The following is an 18,269-nucleotide window of genomic DNA, read 5'->3' as shown; positions in this document are numbered from 1 at the left end:
TGCCCTGTCGCTTGCCGCGAGATGCTAATCAAGTAGGTCGGGCGGTACCCTCCCGCCGTTTTCAGACAGCCTCTTCATCAGTGTCTTGTGCAGGAAGGTGTTCATCTTCGCGCTGTCGTTTGGGCCTCCGGCATAGCCAAGTTCCCTAGCCAGTTCCCTGCGCTCCTGTAGGCTTGCGTCCATCCCCACGGCCTTCATGAGGTCGACGATCGAATGGCGCCAATCGAGCTTCTGTCCCGAGTTTCTCACGGCTTCATCGAGTACGTCCTCAATATCCACTGCAGGAGTTGGGGCAGGCGGAGGTGCACCTGTCGCCGGATCGGTAATAATCGGCGGTCGCTCGGCAATCTGACCCGACTGCGGTGCGCCGGGTCTTGGCGGCGGAACGATATCGGCGGGTAAATCCGGTGATGGAGTCAAGGGAGAAGCAGGTCGGACAGGTGCCGCCGCCTGTGCGTCGCCCAAAATGGCGTTCCTAATGCGGTCAAAAATGCTCATCGCTTGCTTCCTCCATGGGATATTTGCGGTGAGACAACAACACCGGCGGAAGAATTCGGTTCCGTTGCTGGCGCACTAGAGGCGGTAGCGCGGGAGGCTCAGAGTTTTCGGCCCGGTGAAACACTGCGGTAAAAAGAGGGCCTCGGCTGGGTTCCGCAATAACTATCCGAGGCCTCCCACTACCCCTTGAGAAGCGAAGATGAAGTAGTGCAGATGCCAAGCGCGGGAAGGCGACAATTGGAAAAGCCAACACCAAGGCGCTGTCAGACGGCGGCCGTTCCGCTGCCCTCGAGAGGGCCAAAAAGCTGCCGCGGCGAAGACAAGCTGCGCGAGGCGAAGGAAAAGCACCATGTGCTGCCGAACCGCGTTCTTGAAAACCTCGTCAGCGCTTCGAGGACACGCGCAGCGAGATCGGGCTTGCCCCACAACGTGAAGCTCCACCAGGCAATCGCTTGTCGTGGTACGGGGCGTGCTCTACGGCTTTGAATTGTACCTTACGACGACGCAAACTCCTGGCTCTTTCGCCAGGCGATGACGTCGACTCGAAGGTCACATAGTGCTGGTAGACCATGCTCTTCAAAAGTTGTTCGGCGAGGCGTTATGCCCGGAGTTACCCACTGTTCCCAAGCGGCGTTCATCTCGGCAAAAGACCCGAGATCGCGAAGCCAGATGTTGGCTTGGATCAGTTCTGACTTGTCTGTACCCTCCATCGCGAGCAGGGCATCGATACGATCAAGGATCTCGGCAGCCTGTGCGCGTATGCTGCTTCCGGCGGCGAAATTGGCGGTCTGGCCGATGATATGGACTGTTTGAAGTGGCGACGCCTCGTCGACGGACGCGTGCTCGATAGCCATCGGCCGGTTTCCCTGTTTCAATTGGCGCGTCGGTTGCTGCCAAGGCCAAATTGCAGCCACCGCGCCAGTTGAACAGGCCGTTTTATTTTTCGCGGCTATAACGGAATGTTATGGGCGGTCCGTCATCGCGGTGTGTCGCGACACGAACTCGACAAGATAGCGGGCGCCCTCGGACGCCTCGGACTGAGCATAAAATCCAATCTCGATGCGGACGGCGCCGGGTAGGTCGGCGGCCTTGTCGAGCGCGCGACATCCCTCGGGAATCGTGGCTTCAAGCATGGGACCGACACCTATGCCAACCCTGACCGCCGTCGCCATGGCAACCAACGTGGACGCGACGCAGGCCGTCTTCCATTTTATGTTTCGCTGCGACAGCGTGGCGATCGTCTGGAGATTCCAGGGGCAACCCTCGTCAAACATGATGACCGGGAGCGGTCTGCTGGCGTCGACCACAAAATCCGATCTGACGACCCATGTCAGGTATTCGGTCCAGATCAGGATTGGTTTCCTGTTGAGAACGGTGATGTCGCACACGGCAAGATCGAGCTTCCCCTCTTCGAACATTTCCGCCAGACGCCGGTTGGGCTCGACGATTATGTCGATGTCCACCTTCGGGTTCTGGGCCCTGAAGTCACGAAGGATGTTTATCAGTCGACTGGCGGCGAAGTCTTCGACGACCCCGAGACGGATGCGTCCTTGGAGTACCTTTCCGGTGAGCCGACGGCCGACCTCATCGCTGAGCAGCACGATCTCCCGGGCATAGGCCACCATGACCTGGCCGTGAGCCGTGAGCTCAAGTCCCTTGGAGGATCGAGAAAAGAGCGTTACCCCCACGAGCTCTTCGAGCTTGCGGATTTGCATGCTGACCGCCGCTTGAGTTCGATGCAATTTGGCAGCGGCGCCGTTGACCGTTCCGATCTCGGCGACCGTCAGGAAAGCCCGTAGCAGATATGAATCGAGATCAAGCATTCGACAGCGTCTTCGGTTGCGTTAAAGGCGAGCTATCCGAATGTGCTCATGACAGCGAAATTCGACATTGAACGATCTGCATCCGCGAGGCAACGGGCCGGGGATCGCCCATGCCCTTATAAAGTTATCTGAACGGGCCTGTCGTCGAAAATGGCGGTCGAGGCTGCCAGACTATCAGAAATCGTTATAGGCCCTCACGAAATATCAAGGTTGTAAAGGATTCTGGCTGGGCGAATGATGCCATCTCGGACCGAGAACCGGGGAACTTATCTTGACGATTGACCAGGACTTTCTGGAGGACCTTCGCCGTCGCTTCGGCAATGCCGCCGGCGGCGAAATGCACGATCCACACTTTCGCGAAGTTGCGGCAAGTGTCTTCAAAGATGGCGACAGCCGCAAGTGGCCGTTTGCAGATCCGGCGACCTTCCTTGGCGCGTCTTTTATCGAGGGCGGCATCAGATCGGATGTGCTTGCAGCACTGGATGTGGCCTTGATCGGCGTGCCGATGGACCTTGGTGTCACCAATCGCGCCGGGTCGCGGTTGGGTCCGAGAGCCGTTCGGGCGATCGAACGCGTCGGGCCCTACGAGCATGTTCTCGGGGTTGCTCCAATGGGCACGCTCAAGGTCGCCGACGTCGGTGATGTTCCGATGAGAAGCCGCTTCGATCTCGCGGGATGCCATGCCGACATCGAAGCCAGCTACCGCATGATCGCCGATACTGGAGTGATCCCCCTGTCGGTTGGTGGAGATCATTCCATATCCGGTGCCATCCTCAAGGGGTTCGCGAGCCGCGCCCCTGTTGGCATGATTCACATCGATGCCCATTGCGATACGGCTGGCCCATACGAGGGTTCCAAGTTCCACCACGGCGCTCCGTTCCGAGAGGCCGTCCTTGCCGGCGTCCTTGACCCTCGAAGAACGATCCAGATAGGCATTCGAGGCGGAGCCGAGTATCTTTGGGAGTTCTCCTTTGCTTCGGGCATGACGGTAATACACGCCGAGGAAGTCGCGGAGATGGGTATCAAGGCCGTGATCGCACGTGCCCTCGAGGTCGTCGGCTCCGGTCCAACTTACATTAGCTTTGACGTCGACAGCCTTGATCCCGCCTTTGCGCCGGGAACCGGGACACCCGAGGTTGGAGGATTGCTTCCGAGAGAAGTTCTCGCCATCTTGCGAGGCCTCCGCGGAGTAAATCTTGTTGGCGGTGACGTGGTGGAAGTGGCGCCGCAGTATGACGCGACCACCAACACGGCCCAGATTGCCGCGCAGGTCCTATTCGAATTGCTTTGCCTCGCCATGCTCAGCCCCGCCGTGCGTAACGCCGCCTGAGAGGTTGGGATCGCCGTCTCCATCTAGAACCAAGAAAAAGGGAACATAAAATGAATATCAGCAAACTAGGAAGAACCATCGCAACTGCCGCGGCATTCGCTCTGGTCGGACTGTCGGCCCATGCCGACGACCTCGCCGACATCAAGGCTGCTGGCCAAATCAGCGTAGGCATTTTCTCCGACTTCCCGCCATTTTCATCGGCCAGCGCGGACATGAGCCTCAAGGGATACGATGTCGATGTCGCTCAGAACATTGCCGACAGTCTTGGCGTGAAGCTCAACCTCGTAGGCGTCACCGGACAAAACCGAATTGCCTATCTGAACGATAAGCGCGTCGACATTCTGATGAGCGTCGGCTATTCCAAGGAGCGTGCAGAAGTAATTGATTTCGCTGCCGCTTACGCACCGTACTACATCGCGGTCATAGGGCCGGCAGCCGTCGCCATCAGCGGCAAGGACGACCTCGCCGACAAAACGATTGCCGTGAACCGCGGCACGCTCGAAGACACCTCCCTGACGGCAGCCGCCCCCGCGTCGGCAACAATCCAGCGCTTCGAAAACTACAATTCCGTTATCCAGGCCTTCATCTCGGGTCAAACGCAATTGATGGTGGTTGGCAACGATGTTGGAGCGCAGGTTCTGGCACGTCAGGACGCCTTGAAACCGGAACAAAAGTTCCAGCTCTTGACGTCGCCTTCTCACATTGCTCTTCGCAAGAGCGAGGATGGCCTGAAGAACGCCGTCAATGACGTGGTTGCCAAGATGATCGCGGAGGGGAAACTCGACGCTAGTTCGAAGGCCTGGCTGAAGACGCCACTCAACCCTGAAAATCTCAAGGATTGATCGTATGACTGCTCCCCGCCGTGAAAGGAGTGGCGATGACCTATAGCCTTGGCTTCGATTGGCTTTGGGGCGGCGCGGGAGCGCTTGCATATGGCGCAAGCATGACGCTTTTGCTGATTGCCTGCACCACCGTCTTCGGGACGGTACTCAGTGTTTTCGGCGCTGCGGCGCGAAGAAGCCGGTTCGGCTGGTTGCGCCGGGCTGTTGGCATCTACGTTGAAGTCATCCGTAACACGCCGTTTCTGGTCCAGTTGTTCTTCATTTTCTTTGGCCTCCCAAGCCTCGGAATCCGTCTCAATCCGGTGACCGCGGCAATACTCGCCATGACCCTCAACATGGCGGCCTACACGACCGAGGTGGTAGGCGCTGGGCTTGATGCTATCCCCAAGGGGCAAGGCGAGGCCGCACGGGCGCTTGGACTGAAGCCCAGGCACGTATTTTTCAAAGTCGTCTTGCCCCAGGCGCTCAAGATTATCTTTCCGGCCCTCACAAGTCAGATTGTCATCATGATGCTGGAATCGGCTGTGGTCTCACAGATTTCCGTTCGCGAACTGGCGCAAGAGGCCGATCTATTGCAAGCCCGCACCTTTCGTTCATTCGAGACCTATCTTGTCGTGACGATGATCTATCTTGCCATGTCAGCAAGCCTCAGGCGTTTGCTGATTGCTGGTGGTCGCCGGTTCCTTGGAGCGGGGATATCATGATCGAGTTCACGTTCTGGGATATTTTGCGCAATCTTGTCTTCGCGACGCGTTGGACGCTTCTTCTGTCGATTGCTGCGTTTGTTGGCGGGGCGAGCGTCGGCATGGCAATCCTCTTTGCTCGTATATCGAAGGCCTCTTGGCCACGGCGCCTGGCGTCAGGTTACATCGCGCTGTTCCAGGGGACGCCGCTCCTCATGCAGCTTTTCCTGATGTTTTTTGGCTTGCCCATGTTGGGATTCCGCATCGAGCCCTGGACTGCTGCCGTATGTGGGCTGACATTTTATGCAAGCGCGTATCTCGCGGAGATCTGGCGGAGCGGCGTCGAGGCGCTCCCGCGCGGTCAGTGGGACGCTGGCGCAAGTCTCGGTCTGCACCGCCTGCAAGAGCTTCGGCTCATTATCCTCCCACAGGCTTTCAGGATAACCCGGGCACCGACCGTCGGGTTTCTCGTGCAGCTCATCAAGAGCACAGCCTTGACGTCCATTCTTGGCTTTGAGGAACTGATGAGGACCGCAAACGCGATCAACAACGCGACGTTCGAACCTTTCAAGGTTTACGGGCTAGTCGCTGTCATCTTCTTTGTGCTTTGCTACCCACTTACCGAGTATGCGCGAAAGCTTGAACGGGAAGCCGCGGTTTGTTCAAACTAGCCAGCAAATGACGGGGGCGGCTCTCCTCCGCCATGCTGAGCTAGTGCTGCGATTACTGTTACGCCTTCCAACCCAAGCGCCGGCAGAACCGGCGGCTTGGTGGAATCGGGAATCGGAACTAACGATCTCGTAGGCACTTGGAAGCGCTGCATGCCCTGTATCAAAGTGCCAGAAGTGGGCCCTTTCTTAGCTCTCGCTCGACAAGACACGGGCTGCCCTGACCGACGCCTAACCCTGAAATGCACGCGTAGTGGTGGTATGCTGTTTTGGGTACCGATCCTGTCGCTTATGGACGCTTATAACCAGCGTTCGAGCGGACGCTTCCAGTCGCTGGGGATTCCACTCCTGGGCCAGTCTGGATGTTTTGCCGGTCGCTCGGGCAAAACGCATGCATACTTCATGATCCCGTCACGTTCTAGGCCGTGCCGTGCTCCATCGCCAGTTCTGCTCGGAGGCTTTCGACATCGCGGAAGATCGTGGCAACTGCCTGGACCTGCCCACCACGCTTGTAGCGCACGAGGCAGTCCCTAGCGGCAATATCGCCCTCCACTTCGATTTTGTCCCATCCCTCGGCATGGCCGACATAATTGATCGGAATGTCGTAATGCTGACTCCAGAAGAACGGTACATCCGTGAATTTCTTCCGGTGTCCGAGCATGTTGAGCGCCGCGGTAGCACCCTGCCGCTGCGCCACCACCCAATGCTCCACCCTGATGTTTTCGCCGCTGTGGGTGTCAGGCCACCGCGCGATGTCGCCGGCTGCATATATGCCGGAGACGCTGGTTTCGAGATAGGAACTGACCAGGACGCCTCGATCAGTGGCGAGACCGGCTGTTTCGGCAAGATCGACCCGCGGCCGCACACCGATGCCGGCAACGACGATGTCGGCGCCCAGGGTGCTGCCGCTGCTCAGCAGGACCTCGCTCGCACTAATACTCGCCGCCCGATCTCCCAGGTGGAAGACGACGCCATTTTCCTCATGCAGAGCGCGAATGAAGTCGCCCATCTGTGGTCCCAGCACTCGTTCCATGGGCCGTTCACCGGGCGCCACCACATGCACTTCGAGGCTCCGGGTTCGAAGAGCGGCGGCAACCTCGAGACCGATGAAACTGGCGCCGAGTACCACAGCGCGTCGCGCGGCGCCGGCTTGTGCGATGATCCTGCGGCTGTCGGCCAGCGAACGCAACGTATGGACATGAGGCATGTCGGCGCCGGGGATGGTCAGTCGCACCGGTTCGGCACCGGTCGCGAGCAGCAATTTGTCGAATGCTACCCGTGCTCCGTTGGCGAGCGCGACCTCGCTGGCACCGATATCGATACTGGTGACCTTGGTGCCGAGGCGTAGATCGATGCCATTCTTGGCATAGAAGTTTTCGTTGCGCAGCGGAATCCAGTCTTCGGGAGCCTTGCCTGCGAGATAGTCCTTTGAGAGGTTGGGGCGGTCGACGGGCGCTGCCTCATCGTCGCTGATCATGACAATGTCGCCCTGATATTGCTCCCGCCGCAGCCTCTCCGCTGCGGCAAAACCGGCCGCCCCACCGCCGACGATTGCGATCCGCTCTGGTGGAGCACCTGTCTTGCTTTCGCGCGCGGTGGGGGACAGCTTCTTGCGCTTCTCGCCGACGAAGATCCTTTCGTCGCGCTGCTCGACCGACCAACAAGCGAGTGGCGATAGGGCCGGCGCCCGCAGCGCGTCTCCGGTGAGAAGGTCAAAGCAGGCGTGATGCCAAGGACAGCGAACGGTATCGTCGACGACGAGACCGTCTACCAGTGGTCCGCCATAGTGGGAGCAACTGGCAGAAACCGCAAATATCTCTGCTCCGCGGCGCACCAAGAGCACCGGTTCGCCGTCGCAATGACCGACCAGCTTGCCTCCGTCTGCCAGTTCGGCGAGTGCAATACCGAGGGCCAGATCGGGTCCCTTGAGCTTTGAATGGTCGGCCATTTTCTCCTCCCTGGAGGACGTTCCCGTCATCATGCCGTTGCCACACTTGGTTGCTCAGCAGACAACCCCAGTCAATTTCCCGCCATTCCGCCTCTTAGGCAAATGAATTCGGCTCGGCTCGTGGAAGTCTAGCGGGCGAATAGGGGACTATAGGGTCGCAATTTGGGAGGAGCGATTCGTCCAGGACGTCGGTTCGTTGCCGGCACCTCCTGCAACGAAGAGAAGAGGTCACTACGAACCTCAAAGTCCGACCTCATTCGTGTTGCCGTCATCGGAAAAGCAGGGTGCGATTGGCAGCCAACCCTATGCGACGGCCAACGGGCGCCGGGCGGAGAGGGCGCGAACGCATATCAGTGCGCCCAGGATCACGGGCAAACATACCAAGTATGCTGTCCGTATACCAAAATGCTCCGCTACAAAACCGAGGAGTGGCGGAGCGAGGAAAAACACGACAAACGACATTTGACCGAGCGCTGCGACATTGAGATGAGAGGCTCGGTCCGACCGCTGGGCCGCCGCGGAAACCGCAAGCGGATAAACCACGCTGCAGCCGCCGCCCATGAGGGCAAACCCGAAAAGGGCGATCAATTGATGCGGCGCAAGCCAAACTGCGCTCAGACCGGCTGCCGACACCAACAGCAGAGTGAATGCTACCGCCCGCGAGCCAAAGCGATCGACGAACGGATCTGCGAAAATCCTCGTCATAGCCATGAAGAAGGTGAAAAGCGTGAGACCCAGGCCGCCCACAAAGGGCTCAGACTGGAATACGTCGCGCATATAGATTGCAGACCAATCGATGCCTGCACCCTCAACCAGGAAAGCAGCGATACCGATCACACACAGAGGAAGAAGCGCAATGGTCGGTAGCGCGATGCGCCCCGTGTCGGAATGCTCCTGCGTGGGTCTGGCTGGAGCATTGCGCATGCCTGCGATTGCCAGAGTGCCAACGACCAAGACGAAGCCAAACGTCAAAGCCAAATGGAGCTGCATTGACACTCCAGCCTGACGGACCGCGGCCGATATCAGCGCGGTGACGAAGAAGCCGAGGCTCCAGAAACCGTGCGCCCGGTTCATGACGCCGCGCCCCAGTTGCGCCTCGATCCGATCGATCTCGACGTTGAGATTGATTTCCAGCGCCCCCGCCAGAAGTCCTTCGCAAAGAAGAATACCGAATACCAGGGGAGCGGCGCTCATCCATGGCACGAGGGCAAGGCAAGCGGAGGTACCCAAGACGGTCAGGAAGGCGGTCGTTCGAGCTCCAAGGCGGGCGACGATCGGTGACGAGAACGTCAAAGAAATCAGGGCGCCAATGGCGGCTCCGATCAGAGTCAGGCCAAGCTCGGACTTATCGATCTGCAGCGCATCTTGAATGTCCGGAAGGCGCGAAAGCATGGCGCCCATGGAGACGGCGAACAGGAAGAAACAGACGTAAATCCGCTGTTGCGGTCCGATATGCACGGGAGCTCCGGGGTGAACTTGATGGGAGCCCTCTTCTACGTGAATCGCGGCTCACTAACAACATGCCCCCAACTGATAAGCCGTGTAGACCATCAATTGATCGCTGACTTCGGAGGGGAGGTCGGCCCGTCTCAGGATCAGGCAGGGTTTGGATCGCCCTTTGGTCCGCAGGGACCCAACCCGGGCCATCATTGCCTTCTGCCCGTGATGCAAACCGGCGATTCCCACGGTGCCTGCTGCCTCCATATCGCGTAAGATCGTCCGGCAACCTTTCTCTTCGGAGGGCGTCATGAGGAAGCTGGCTATTGTCCTGGGCATTGCGGTCTCGACGATCCCGACCGCCCTGCTGGCTGCAGCGCAACAGACGAGGCAAGAACACCGGAGAATGAACTGGAGCGAAAATCTCCCTGCGTATGTGCGGACTTATCACGGGAAGCGACTCTCAGTCGTAAGCTACCGTACGGCGCATGAAACAGGTGCGCATCCATCGCCGGGTGACGCGCAGCATGTGAACGCGATCCGAAACGCAGCACGCCAGAACAAATGGCTTGTTGATCAACTGAAGGCCAAGAAGCTAACGCCCAATGACATTGAATGGGTGATGAGAGCGCGAAACGGCAACATGGTCTTCTATGTGGAATGAGGCGGAGGGCTTCCTGGCGATCAGTCGAAACCGGCGGCAGGAGGGAGGACGATGAAGCGTTCTCCCAAGTTTGCCCGGCGCAGTCTGCCTGCTTTCTGTCAGAACCACAACAAACCCAATTCACAGAAGGTGTACAGACGGCGCTGATTGGCCAAATACTCAGCCGTCCAACCAAGCTGCGAGGCCATCCAGCGTCTGTAGCCCATACTCAACCGCGCCGAAGCCGATGACGACCTGACGTCGCTGGCGGGTGGGGTGGAGTTGGCGCATGGTGAGCACGGTCTTCCCGTCGGCCTGCTCATCGAAGGTCACCGTGGCGCGGAAGCGGTCGGGGTCGTTGGGATCAGGCGTGCCATAGTCCATCACGATCCGCTCGTTTGGCACGATCTCCAGAAAGCGCATGAGGTTCGGGAAACGCTGTTCTTTGCCCTCGAACAGGCCAACCATGTCGAACCGCCAGAGTCCGCCCTCGCGTATGTCGGCCTCGTAGCTCTCGATCTTCAGGCCGGCCGGACCGTACCATTCGGCTAGCGCCCCGGGGTCCATCCACGCCGCAAAAACCTTGTCGCGTCGATGGTTCAGAACTTTCACCAGTACGATCTCTCGATCAAGCGACCATGTATCAAACGGGTTTGCCATTGCCTTCACCATCCTCTTTCGTCTTGTCCAAATAGACTTCCAGCCGATCCAACCGGTCGGTCCAGCGCCGGCGCTCTGCCTCCATCCAGTCCGCCGCCTCGTCGAACCGCGCCTGTACCAACCGGCACCAGCGGCTGCGCCCGCGCTTCTCGCTGGCAATCAGCCCGCAATCTTCCAAAACCTTGAGATGCTGGACGAACGAAGGCAGGGCCATGTCGAACGGCTCGGCCAGGAGGCTCACCGGTACCTCGCCCTCAGACAGTCGCGAAACCACCGCGCGGCGGGTCGGGTCGCTTAAGGCGTGAAAGGCGAGATCCAGGGGTGCGGAATGATAAGGCATGTGCCTTACTATAACGAGCAGGACCACCTGTCAATAATATTAAGGCGTTTGCCTAAGTGTTGAGGGACTGGGGCGGCATGACGTGAAACCTCAAGTCGCCAAGGGCGCAGCGCGCGCCATTACCTCGATTGGCATTGACCGGGAGGTGCGCATTAAACGACGGCGGTTCACGGAGCGCCTACAGCCCTGAATTTGCTGACACGTCGCTTCGAGGCGTGGGACGCGCCTATTCCATGGAGTCAAAGCGCCGAGCCGTCATTCTGGAACTCGTTCGCCCGTACGATTCGCCAAGATTACGCCGAATGTCATCAGGGCGACGGCGATGGCGGTCGCGACGGCGAGCGACTCTCCCAATAGGGGTATAGCTAAAAGGGACGTTAGCGCCGGAGACAGGGACCCGATCGTGGCGCTTCGGGACGCGCCGAGCCGCGAGATCGCGAACGCGTAGCCCAAGGTCGAGACCAGCCCCGTCCCGATACCCTGGACGAGTGCGTAAGGCAGCGCCTCGCCGAGGCTGAAGTGGCCGAAATTGCTTCCGACCAGCCCGACGAGCATCATAGGTACGATAGCCACCAGGGAACCGATCGAAAGTAGGAGGCCGTTTGAGATCGCGTCCAACCCGGTATGCCGCAGCCCGATCGTGTATCCGGCCCAGATGAGGCTCGCGAGCAGAAGCAGTCCGACGCCCCGCAGTGTCTCCGCGGTGACAGCGTGGCGTTGTCCAGCGATCATGAGTACGACGCCACCCACGATAAGTCCGATCGGAAGAGCTTGTCTTGTAGAGAGTCTCCGACCCATGAACAAGCGCGAGATCAGGGCCATTGCGAGCGGGGTCGTACCGGGGATCAATGCGCCAACATAGGCCGCTGAGGTCAGCTTGGCTCCCGCAGACGCGATGAAATAGAAAGGCACGCCACCTGCCAGCACCAACAGGACGGCCTTGCGGTCGACTTGCCGCAGCAGATGCAGGCGGCCGAACAGCAAGGGCAGGAGCGCCACCACAGGCACGGCGAAGCGGATCAGGGCGACATCCGCAGTAGCGAGCGGTGACTTGCCCATGGCTCGCATGGTGAGCGCGAACCCAGCCCAGATGAGGACGACGAGCGCCAACACAACATAACCTGCAGCGGCAGTCTCATTCCACTTGATCGTCGGTCTGGGGAAAGTCGTAGTAATGTCGGCCATGAGAAACCTCGATGTCAAATTGAGTGACATGATATGCTTCTTCCTCAGGCAGTTTCTTGCTATGTTGATCCCATCAGGAACGATATTTGGCAGATTCTGCCAATGAGGGAGGGCCATGGACGAGAAGGACCGACAGATCATCTCTACGCTGCAGCGGGACGGCCGCCTATCGAACCAAGAGCTTTCCGAGAAAGTGGCGCTTTCGCCGTCTCCATGTCTTCGCCGTCTCAGGCTCCTGGAAGAGAACGGTGTCATCAAGGGGTACACCGCTATCGTGGATGAGGAGGCCTACGGGCTTCCAATCACCGCGTTCGTCCGCATCAGGCTCGAGCGCCACTCGGAGGCGGCGATCGCGGCCTTCGAGCGAAAGGTCCGCTCCATCGACAATATACAGGACTGCTACGTCATGACGGGGGAGGCCGACTATCTCCTGCGCGTCCTCGTTCAAAGTCTGAAGGACTACGAGCAGTTCGTCAGGCAACAGCTTCACAACATCGAAGGGATCGCGGGGATCGACACAAGTTTCGCCTATGCAACCGTCAAGAAGACGACGGTGTTCCCGCGTATCTGATGGAAGGGTCGGACTATCTGTGCCGCCTCCAGCTAAAGAGGCGCCGATTATCGTCCGCTCTCGGCAGGCCATAAGCGGACCATGACTTTGCGCCGCCGGTAGTCTCTTTTTCTGCTGCCTGTCGAGCATTTGTCTCGGCGATCCCGATGCGGGTCGGGCATCCGATGATGCCCTTCCGCTCATGGCAGACTTGGAAACCAGCAGTACCCGGTCAACGCCTTCGGCTCTGGTTAATCTGACCTCACCCCTCGAAGGCTTCCTTGAGACCGACGCTCTTGCGTTCGCGAAGATCAAGATCGGCCTCGATATGCGCGATGTGGTGCAGCATCAGCCTGCATGCCTCGTCGAGATCGTTCCTCTCGATCGCGGCGACGATATCGCCATGCTCGGAATGACCGCAACTCGATATGGTCGATTGACCATAAAGGGCGATCACCAGCGACGAGCGGGCTACGAGTTCATCCATAAAACGTTGCATGATCGCATTGCCGGATATGGCGGCAAGCGTCAGGTGAAAGTCGCCCGATGCCTTGATCTCGGCACGTCGTGCCATCTGGCCGCGCTCGCTCATCAGGCGGCCTTCCGCGATGAGCAATTGCTTCAGATGCTGGATTTGCGAAGGCGTGATTCTGGCTGCAGCCTCCCGCAAGATCCCGGGCTCGACCAGGCGGCGGGCAGCGAAAATCTGGCGAGCCTCATCGGGCGAGGGGTAGGCGACGAACGCGCCACGGTTCTTTTCGACGCTGACCAGGCCCTCATAGGAAAGAGCCTGCAGGGCGGCGCGCGCAAGCGTACGGCTGACGTTGAACAGGTTGCCGACATCGCTTTCCGATAGCTTTGTTCCCGGCGACAGCCGCCGCTCGACGATCGCATCGCGGATCGCGTCGCGGATCTGTTGTGCGCCCGTATCGGTTGAATCCTCTGTGGTATGCACGGCGGTTGCGGTGGGCTTCATGAACACAAATACCTTTTGACCGGGAAATGATATCTGCGTTTCCCGTAAAAGTTAAACGGAATTTGCGCTCAAAGAGATGGCTAAATTGTATACGATCGTTTGCACGAAGTGCGAACGATAGCCTATTTTCTGGGCAGGTGATGTTGGTGCCGCAATTTTGATGTGTGACCCTTCTGCAAAGCGAAGTGTTTGATTTTTCGACGCTTGATGCACCGCAATAGGAACTGGCACGGCGGATGCATTGTCCTTCTCGAACAGGGGAAGACCAATGTCGAAGGCCGCAGAGATCGATATCGTATCAGTTTCCAAGGTGTATGGCGCCACCACGGCGGTCCATTCCATCAGCCTGAAGATACCGGCCGGTTCCTATTGCTGCTTTCTCGGCCCCTCCGGCTGCGGCAAGACCTCAACGCTGCGCATGATCGCCGGGCACGAAAGCATTTCGTCCGGTGATATCAGGCTTGGCAATACAGTCGTCACCGACTTTCCGCCGGCCAAGCGCGGCACGGCGATGATGTTCCAGTCTTATGCGCTCTTCCCGCATCTCGACCTCGTCGACAACGTCGCTTTCAGCCTGAAGATGAAGGGTGTCGAGAAGGACGAACGGCGGACCAAGGCGCTCGAGTTGCTGAAACTGATGCAGATGGACGCCTATGCGACGCGGCGGCCAGCACAGTTATCAGGCGGGCAGCAGCAGCGTGTGGCGCTGGCACGCGCGCTGATTACCGATCCGGAAGCGCTGCTGCTCGACGAGCCGTTGTCGGCGCTCGATCCGTTCCTGAAGATCCGCATGCGTGCCGAACTGAAAAAGCTGCAGAAGAGCCTCGGCATCACCTTCGTGCATGTGACGCACAGCCAGGAAGAGGCGATGGCGCTCGCCGATATCATTGTCATCATGAACGACGGCAAGATCGAGCAGGCGGCAACGCCGCGCAAGGTCTTCGAGGAGCCGGCCACCGCCTTCGTCGCTCGCTTCATGGGGGATCACAATGTTCTCTCCGGCCGCGTCGTTTCCTCGAAAGACGGTGTTACGACGCTCGAGGTTCCGGAAGGTCAGACATTCTCGGTGCGCGGCAACGGCAAGCACGCCGGCGAGAGTGTCGACATCGGTATCCGCACAGATCGGGTGCGGCTCGATACCGCTTCCGACAAGACGCTCGGTTTCAACGGCGTCGTCTCCAACATCGAATATCGCGGCGCCTCGGTGAAGCTCACCGTGGCCGGCGCGGGCAGCGATGACTTCACCGTCATTGCGTCCGATGGCGATTATTTCGCCAACCCCGCATCGGTCGGCGATGCGGTGTCCCTGAGTTGGGCCTTGGAGGACGCCGTTCTCCTGGGCCGCGTTTCGGCATGAATCTTCATTACCACAAAAACCAGAGGGAACTGACATGACTGATACAACGAAAACCACCAAGAAGGGTCTGATGGGCAAGGGCGTGTCGCGCCGCAGCCTGCTGAAGACGGGTGCTGCCGCCCTCGGCGCTGCCGCCGGCTCCGGCCTGATCACCGGCTTCCCGACCATCTGGGCGCAGTCCAACATCACGCTTCGCCAGTTCGGCACCGGCGTCTCCAACATCAACGCCATCGCCGAGCAGTGCAAGAAGGACCTCGGCATCACGCTCGAGATGACGGCGACGGATTCCGACGCCGCCGCGCAGCGCGCCGTGACGCAGCCTGACAGCTACGACATCGCCGACATCGAATACTGGATCCTGAAGAAGGTCTATCCGACCGGCGTCATCCAGCCGATGGATGTGAAGAAGCTGAAGTACTACGACAAGGTCGTTCCGCTGTTCAAGAACGGCAAGCTGAAGCCGGATAGCGTGATTGCGCAGGGCACCGCGCCGCACACGGTCGGTTACGTCGAAAAAGCCGACGCCAAGACCTTCGCCAAGGGCGAGACCGAGCTCTTCACCATGATGCCGACGATCTACAACGCCGACACGCTCGGCATTCGCCCTGATCTCGTCGGCCGCGAGATCTCGACCTGGGCCGATATCATGGACCCGAAGTTCAAGGGCAAGACCTCAATCCTCAACATCCCGTCGATCGGCATCATGGATGCCGCGATGATCATGGAAGCGCTCGGCAACATCAAGTACGCCGACAAGGGCAACATGACCAAGGAAGAGATCGACAAGACGATCGACTTCCTGATCAAGGCAAAGCAGGACGGTCAGTTCCGCGCCTTCTGGAAGTCGTTCGACGAGTCGGTCAACCTGATGGCTTCGGGCGAAGTCATCATCCAGTCCATGTGGTCGCCGGCTGTCGCCGCTGTTCGCTCCAAGGGCATCGCCTGCAAATACCAGCCGCTCAAGGAAGGCTATCGCTCGTGGGGCGGCGGTCTCGGCCTCGCTTCGCACCTCAAGGGTGCCGAGCTCGATGCGGCCTACGAGTACATCAACTGGTACACATCCGGCTGGGTCGGCGGCTACCTCAACCGCCAGGGCTACTACTCTGCCTGCATGGACACCGCCAAGGGCTTCATGACGGCTGACGAGTGGGGCTACTGGATCGAAGGCAAGGCAGCCCAGGGCGATATCCTCTCGCCGGAAGGCAAGGTCATGGAGAAGGCCGGCGCCGTTCGCGACGGTGGTTCGTTCGAAGAGCGCATGGGTCATGTCGCGTGCTGGAACTCCGTCATGGACGAAGACCGCTACATGGTTCGCCGCTGGAACGAGTTCATCGCGGCTTAAGGCGGCCATCATCCGCCACAGCGGGTGCCGCTTTCCCCTCCCCAAACCCTCCCCACAAGGGGGAGGGAGCGTGGGCGCTGCGGCAAGGAGCCGGTTCCTCCCGAGGAGCGTGGCGGCAGAAAACGCCCTCGCTCTTGTGGGGAGGGTGCAACAGAAGAACTCCCTCCCCCCTGTGGGGAGGGTTGGGGAGGGGTCTTCGATCCCTCTCTCAATTCCGTTTCAAGGCAAATCCGAGAGGATGGCAGATGGCGACGATCGCTTCAGCAGAGACAAACGAGACGACTGACCGGGTCCGCAGTGCTGGCTTTCGGCTTGCGCCGTGGGCCGCCTCCTATCTCCAGGCGACGCCGCTCATCCTGATCCTCGGTTTCTTCTTCATCCTGCCGATCGCGATGATCGCGGTGGTGAGCTTCTGGGATTACGACTTCGCCGGTCTCTATCCCGATTTCCTGACGATGAACTACACCGAGACGCTCGGCTCGTGGGTGACGTGGAAGACCTATCTCAATACGCTGAAATTCACCGTCATCGTCTGGGCGCTGACCGTCTTCATCGGTTTCTGGGTCGCCTATTTCCTTGCCTTTCATATCCGCCGCACGTCGACGCAGATGATCCTGTTTCTGGTCTGCACCGTGCCGTTCATGACGTCGAACATCATCCGCATGATCTCGTGGATCCCGGTGCTCGGCCGCAATGGCCTCGTCAACTCTGCGCTGATCAAGGCGGGCATCATCCCGCAGCCGATCGAGTGGCTGCTCTATTCCGATTTCGCCGTGGTTCTCGCCATGGTGCATCTCTACACGCTGTTCATGGTGACACCGATCTTCAACACGCTGATGCGCATCGACCGCTCGCTGTTCGAGGCAGCGCGCGATGCCGGCGCCAGCGGCTGGCAGATCCTCTGGAACGTCGTCATCCCGCTCGCCAAGCCCGGCATCGCCATCGGCTCGATCTTCGTTGTGACGCTTGTGATGGCTGACTTCTCCACCGTGCAGGTGATGTCCGGCGGGCAGAGCGCTTCAGTGGCGCTGATGATGAAGAACCAGATGTCGCTGCTGCAATATCCTGCCGCCGCCGCCAATGCCGTCGTGCTTCTGGTCGTCGTCCTGATGATGGTCGCGGCCATCCTGCGCGTCGTCGATATCCGCAAGGAGCTTTGAGATGAACCACGAGAGGCGCACCTTCGAATTCTACGTGCTCGCAGCCTTCTTCCTTGTCTTCGTGCTGTTCCTCTACGGACCGCTCTCGGCGATCCTGATCCTGTCCTTTCAGGGGCCGGATGGCGGCCTCACCTTTCCGCTGAACGGCATTTCCGTTCACTGGTTCTACAATCTGTTCGAGAAACAGGCGGTGGGCGATTTCGGCGCCTCGTTCCGTCGGTCGTCTACGCTCGGCCTGATGGTGATGGTTGTCACGGTCGTCGTATCGCTGCTCGCGGGCCTTGCCTTCCGCCGCCGGTTCCGTGGCGCGACTTTTCTGTTTTACGCGACTGTCGCCAGCCTCGTGGTGCCGTCGATCATCATCTCGCTCGGAATCGGCGTGGTGTTCCAGCAGGGCGGGCTGAAGCCTGCCTGGTATTCGTCGGCCTTCGGCGCGCATCTGACATGGACGTTGCCGTTCGGCGTGCTCATCATGTTCGCCGTGTTCAACCGTTTCTCGCCCGCCTACGAGGAAGCTGCCCGCGATCTTGGCGCGAGTTCTTGGCAGACCTTCCGCCACGTCGTGCTGCCGATGATTGCGCCGAGCCTGATCGGTGTCGGGCTGTTCGGCTTCACGCTCTCTTACGACGAATTCGCCCGGACGCTGATGACATCAGGCAGCTACAACACGCTGCCGCTCGAAATCTACGGTATGACCACCAACGTCACGACGCCGGTGCTATACGCGCTCGGCACGGTAACGACGCTGTTTTCCTTCACTATCATCCTCGTCGCGCTCGGCATCATGCTCATGCTGCGTCGGCGTCAGGCAAAGGTAAGCTGACCCC

General features: G+C 59.5%; 19 protein-coding genes. 10 read left to right on the top strand and 9 right to left on the bottom strand.

Annotated elements, in window-relative coordinates; all coding sequences use genetic code 11:
• Window positions 1–24: 24 nt before the first annotated feature.
• The 3 genes from FHT97_RS10660 to FHT97_RS10650 form a co-directional block, all read right to left on the bottom strand.
• Window positions 25–498: a DUF3597 domain-containing protein gene (locus FHT97_RS10660; RefSeq protein WP_183861972.1), complete on the bottom strand. Its 474-nt coding sequence runs from the start codon at window positions 496–498 to the stop codon at window positions 25–27.
• Between the two features lie 494 nt (window positions 499–992).
• Complete coding sequence (locus tag FHT97_RS10655; protein WP_183861970.1) at window positions 993–1,352, bottom strand: Rid family hydrolase; 360 nt, start codon at window positions 1,350–1,352, stop codon at window positions 993–995.
• Window positions 1,353–1,460: 108 nt separating this feature from the next.
• On the bottom strand, window positions 1,461–2,321 hold the full coding sequence (locus FHT97_RS10650) for a LysR substrate-binding domain-containing protein (RefSeq protein WP_016555213.1): 861 nt from the start codon (window positions 2,319–2,321) through the stop codon (window positions 1,461–1,463).
• 271 nt (window positions 2,322–2,592) lie between these two features.
• Between FHT97_RS10650 and speB the strand changes: the two genes are divergently transcribed.
• Genes speB through FHT97_RS10630 form a run of 4 tightly spaced genes read left to right on the top strand, consistent with a single transcriptional unit; the run spans window position 2,593 to window position 5,847 of the window.
• Window positions 2,593–3,651 (top strand): agmatinase, encoded by a 1,059-nt coding sequence (gene speB / locus FHT97_RS10645; RefSeq protein ID WP_183861968.1) that lies wholly within the window; start codon window positions 2,593–2,595, stop codon window positions 3,649–3,651.
• A 50-nt stretch (window positions 3,652–3,701) separates the two neighbouring features.
• Window positions 3,702–4,493, top strand: a complete 792-nt coding sequence (locus FHT97_RS10640) for a transporter substrate-binding domain-containing protein (protein ID WP_016555211.1) — start codon at window positions 3,702–3,704, stop codon at window positions 4,491–4,493.
• Between the two features lie 35 nt (window positions 4,494–4,528).
• The gene (locus tag FHT97_RS10635; protein ID WP_183861966.1) at window positions 4,529–5,197 is read left to right on the top strand and encodes an amino acid ABC transporter permease; all 669 of its coding nucleotides are present in this window, start codon (window positions 4,529–4,531) and stop codon (window positions 5,195–5,197) included.
• Window positions 5,194–5,847: an amino acid ABC transporter permease gene (locus FHT97_RS10630; RefSeq protein ID WP_183861964.1), complete on the top strand. Its 654-nt coding sequence runs from the start codon at window positions 5,194–5,196 to the stop codon at window positions 5,845–5,847. The genes FHT97_RS10635 and FHT97_RS10630 overlap by 4 nt, the downstream gene beginning before the upstream one ends.
• Window positions 5,848–6,262: 415 nt before the next feature.
• Here the strand turns inward: FHT97_RS10630 and FHT97_RS10625 are convergent, their stop codons facing one another.
• Entirely contained in the window at window positions 6,263–7,792 is a 1,530-nt protein-coding gene (locus FHT97_RS10625) for an FAD-dependent oxidoreductase (RefSeq protein ID WP_183861962.1), read from the bottom strand.
• A 303-nt stretch (window positions 7,793–8,095) separates the two neighbouring features.
• The gene (locus tag FHT97_RS10620) at window positions 8,096–9,250 is read right to left on the bottom strand and encodes an MFS transporter (RefSeq protein WP_183755366.1); all 1,155 of its coding nucleotides are present in this window, start codon (window positions 9,248–9,250) and stop codon (window positions 8,096–8,098) included.
• 289 nt (window positions 9,251–9,539) lie between these two features.
• Between FHT97_RS10620 and FHT97_RS10615 the strand changes: the two genes are divergently transcribed.
• Window positions 9,540–9,893 carry a hypothetical protein gene (locus tag FHT97_RS10615; protein ID WP_183861960.1) on the top strand — a complete coding sequence of 118 codons (354 nt, stop codon included), beginning with the start codon at window positions 9,540–9,542 and terminating at the stop codon, window positions 9,891–9,893.
• A gap of 159 nt (window positions 9,894–10,052) precedes the next feature.
• Here FHT97_RS10615 and FHT97_RS10610 read toward each other — a convergent pair whose 3' ends face one another.
• From FHT97_RS10610 to FHT97_RS10600, 3 genes are all read right to left on the bottom strand, one after another.
• Entirely contained in the window at window positions 10,053–10,532 is a 480-nt protein-coding gene (locus tag FHT97_RS10610; protein ID WP_183861958.1) for an SRPBCC family protein, read from the bottom strand.
• Window positions 10,516–10,872 (bottom strand): metalloregulator ArsR/SmtB family transcription factor, encoded by a 357-nt coding sequence (locus tag FHT97_RS10605; RefSeq protein ID WP_183861956.1) that lies wholly within the window; start codon window positions 10,870–10,872, stop codon window positions 10,516–10,518. The genes FHT97_RS10610 and FHT97_RS10605 overlap by 17 nt, the downstream gene beginning before the upstream one ends.
• Before the next feature lie 255 nt (window positions 10,873–11,127).
• Window positions 11,128–12,057: a DMT family transporter gene (locus FHT97_RS10600; RefSeq protein WP_183861954.1), complete on the bottom strand. Its 930-nt coding sequence runs from the start codon at window positions 12,055–12,057 to the stop codon at window positions 11,128–11,130.
• 115 nt (window positions 12,058–12,172) lie between these two features.
• On the opposite strand from FHT97_RS10600, the gene FHT97_RS10595 reads away from it, so the two are divergent.
• A complete protein-coding gene (locus FHT97_RS10595) occupies window positions 12,173–12,628 on the top strand; it encodes an Lrp/AsnC family transcriptional regulator (RefSeq protein ID WP_016555203.1) in 456 nt (151 codons plus the stop codon).
• 241 nt (window positions 12,629–12,869) lie between these two features.
• Here FHT97_RS10595 and FHT97_RS10590 read toward each other — a convergent pair whose 3' ends face one another.
• Window positions 12,870–13,583, bottom strand: a complete 714-nt coding sequence (locus FHT97_RS10590; protein WP_210296667.1) for a GntR family transcriptional regulator — start codon at window positions 13,581–13,583, stop codon at window positions 12,870–12,872.
• A gap of 268 nt (window positions 13,584–13,851) precedes the next feature.
• On the opposite strand from FHT97_RS10590, the gene FHT97_RS10585 reads away from it, so the two are divergent.
• From FHT97_RS10585 to FHT97_RS10570, 4 genes are all read left to right on the top strand, one after another.
• The gene (locus FHT97_RS10585; protein ID WP_183861952.1) at window positions 13,852–14,940 is read left to right on the top strand and encodes an ABC transporter ATP-binding protein; all 1,089 of its coding nucleotides are present in this window, start codon (window positions 13,852–13,854) and stop codon (window positions 14,938–14,940) included.
• Between the two features lie 34 nt (window positions 14,941–14,974).
• Window positions 14,975–16,282 carry a PotD/PotF family extracellular solute-binding protein gene (locus FHT97_RS10580; RefSeq protein WP_183861950.1) on the top strand — a complete coding sequence of 436 codons (1,308 nt, stop codon included), beginning with the start codon at window positions 14,975–14,977 and terminating at the stop codon, window positions 16,280–16,282.
• Window positions 16,283–16,527: 245 nt separating this feature from the next.
• Entirely contained in the window at window positions 16,528–17,442 is a 915-nt protein-coding gene (locus FHT97_RS10575; protein WP_183861948.1) for an ABC transporter permease, read from the top strand.
• 1 nt (window position 17,443) lies between these two features.
• A complete protein-coding gene (locus FHT97_RS10570) occupies window positions 17,444–18,265 on the top strand; it encodes an ABC transporter permease (RefSeq protein WP_183861946.1) in 822 nt (273 codons plus the stop codon).
• The last annotated feature ends 4 nt before the right edge of the window (window positions 18,266–18,269 follow it).

It is taken from the genome of Rhizobium sp. BK399, from assembly GCF_014194695.1.
GTDB lineage: Bacteria > Pseudomonadota > Alphaproteobacteria > Rhizobiales > Rhizobiaceae > Rhizobium.
Note: the sequence above shows the minus strand (reverse complement) of the source record. Positions and strands in the feature narration are given on the sequence as shown.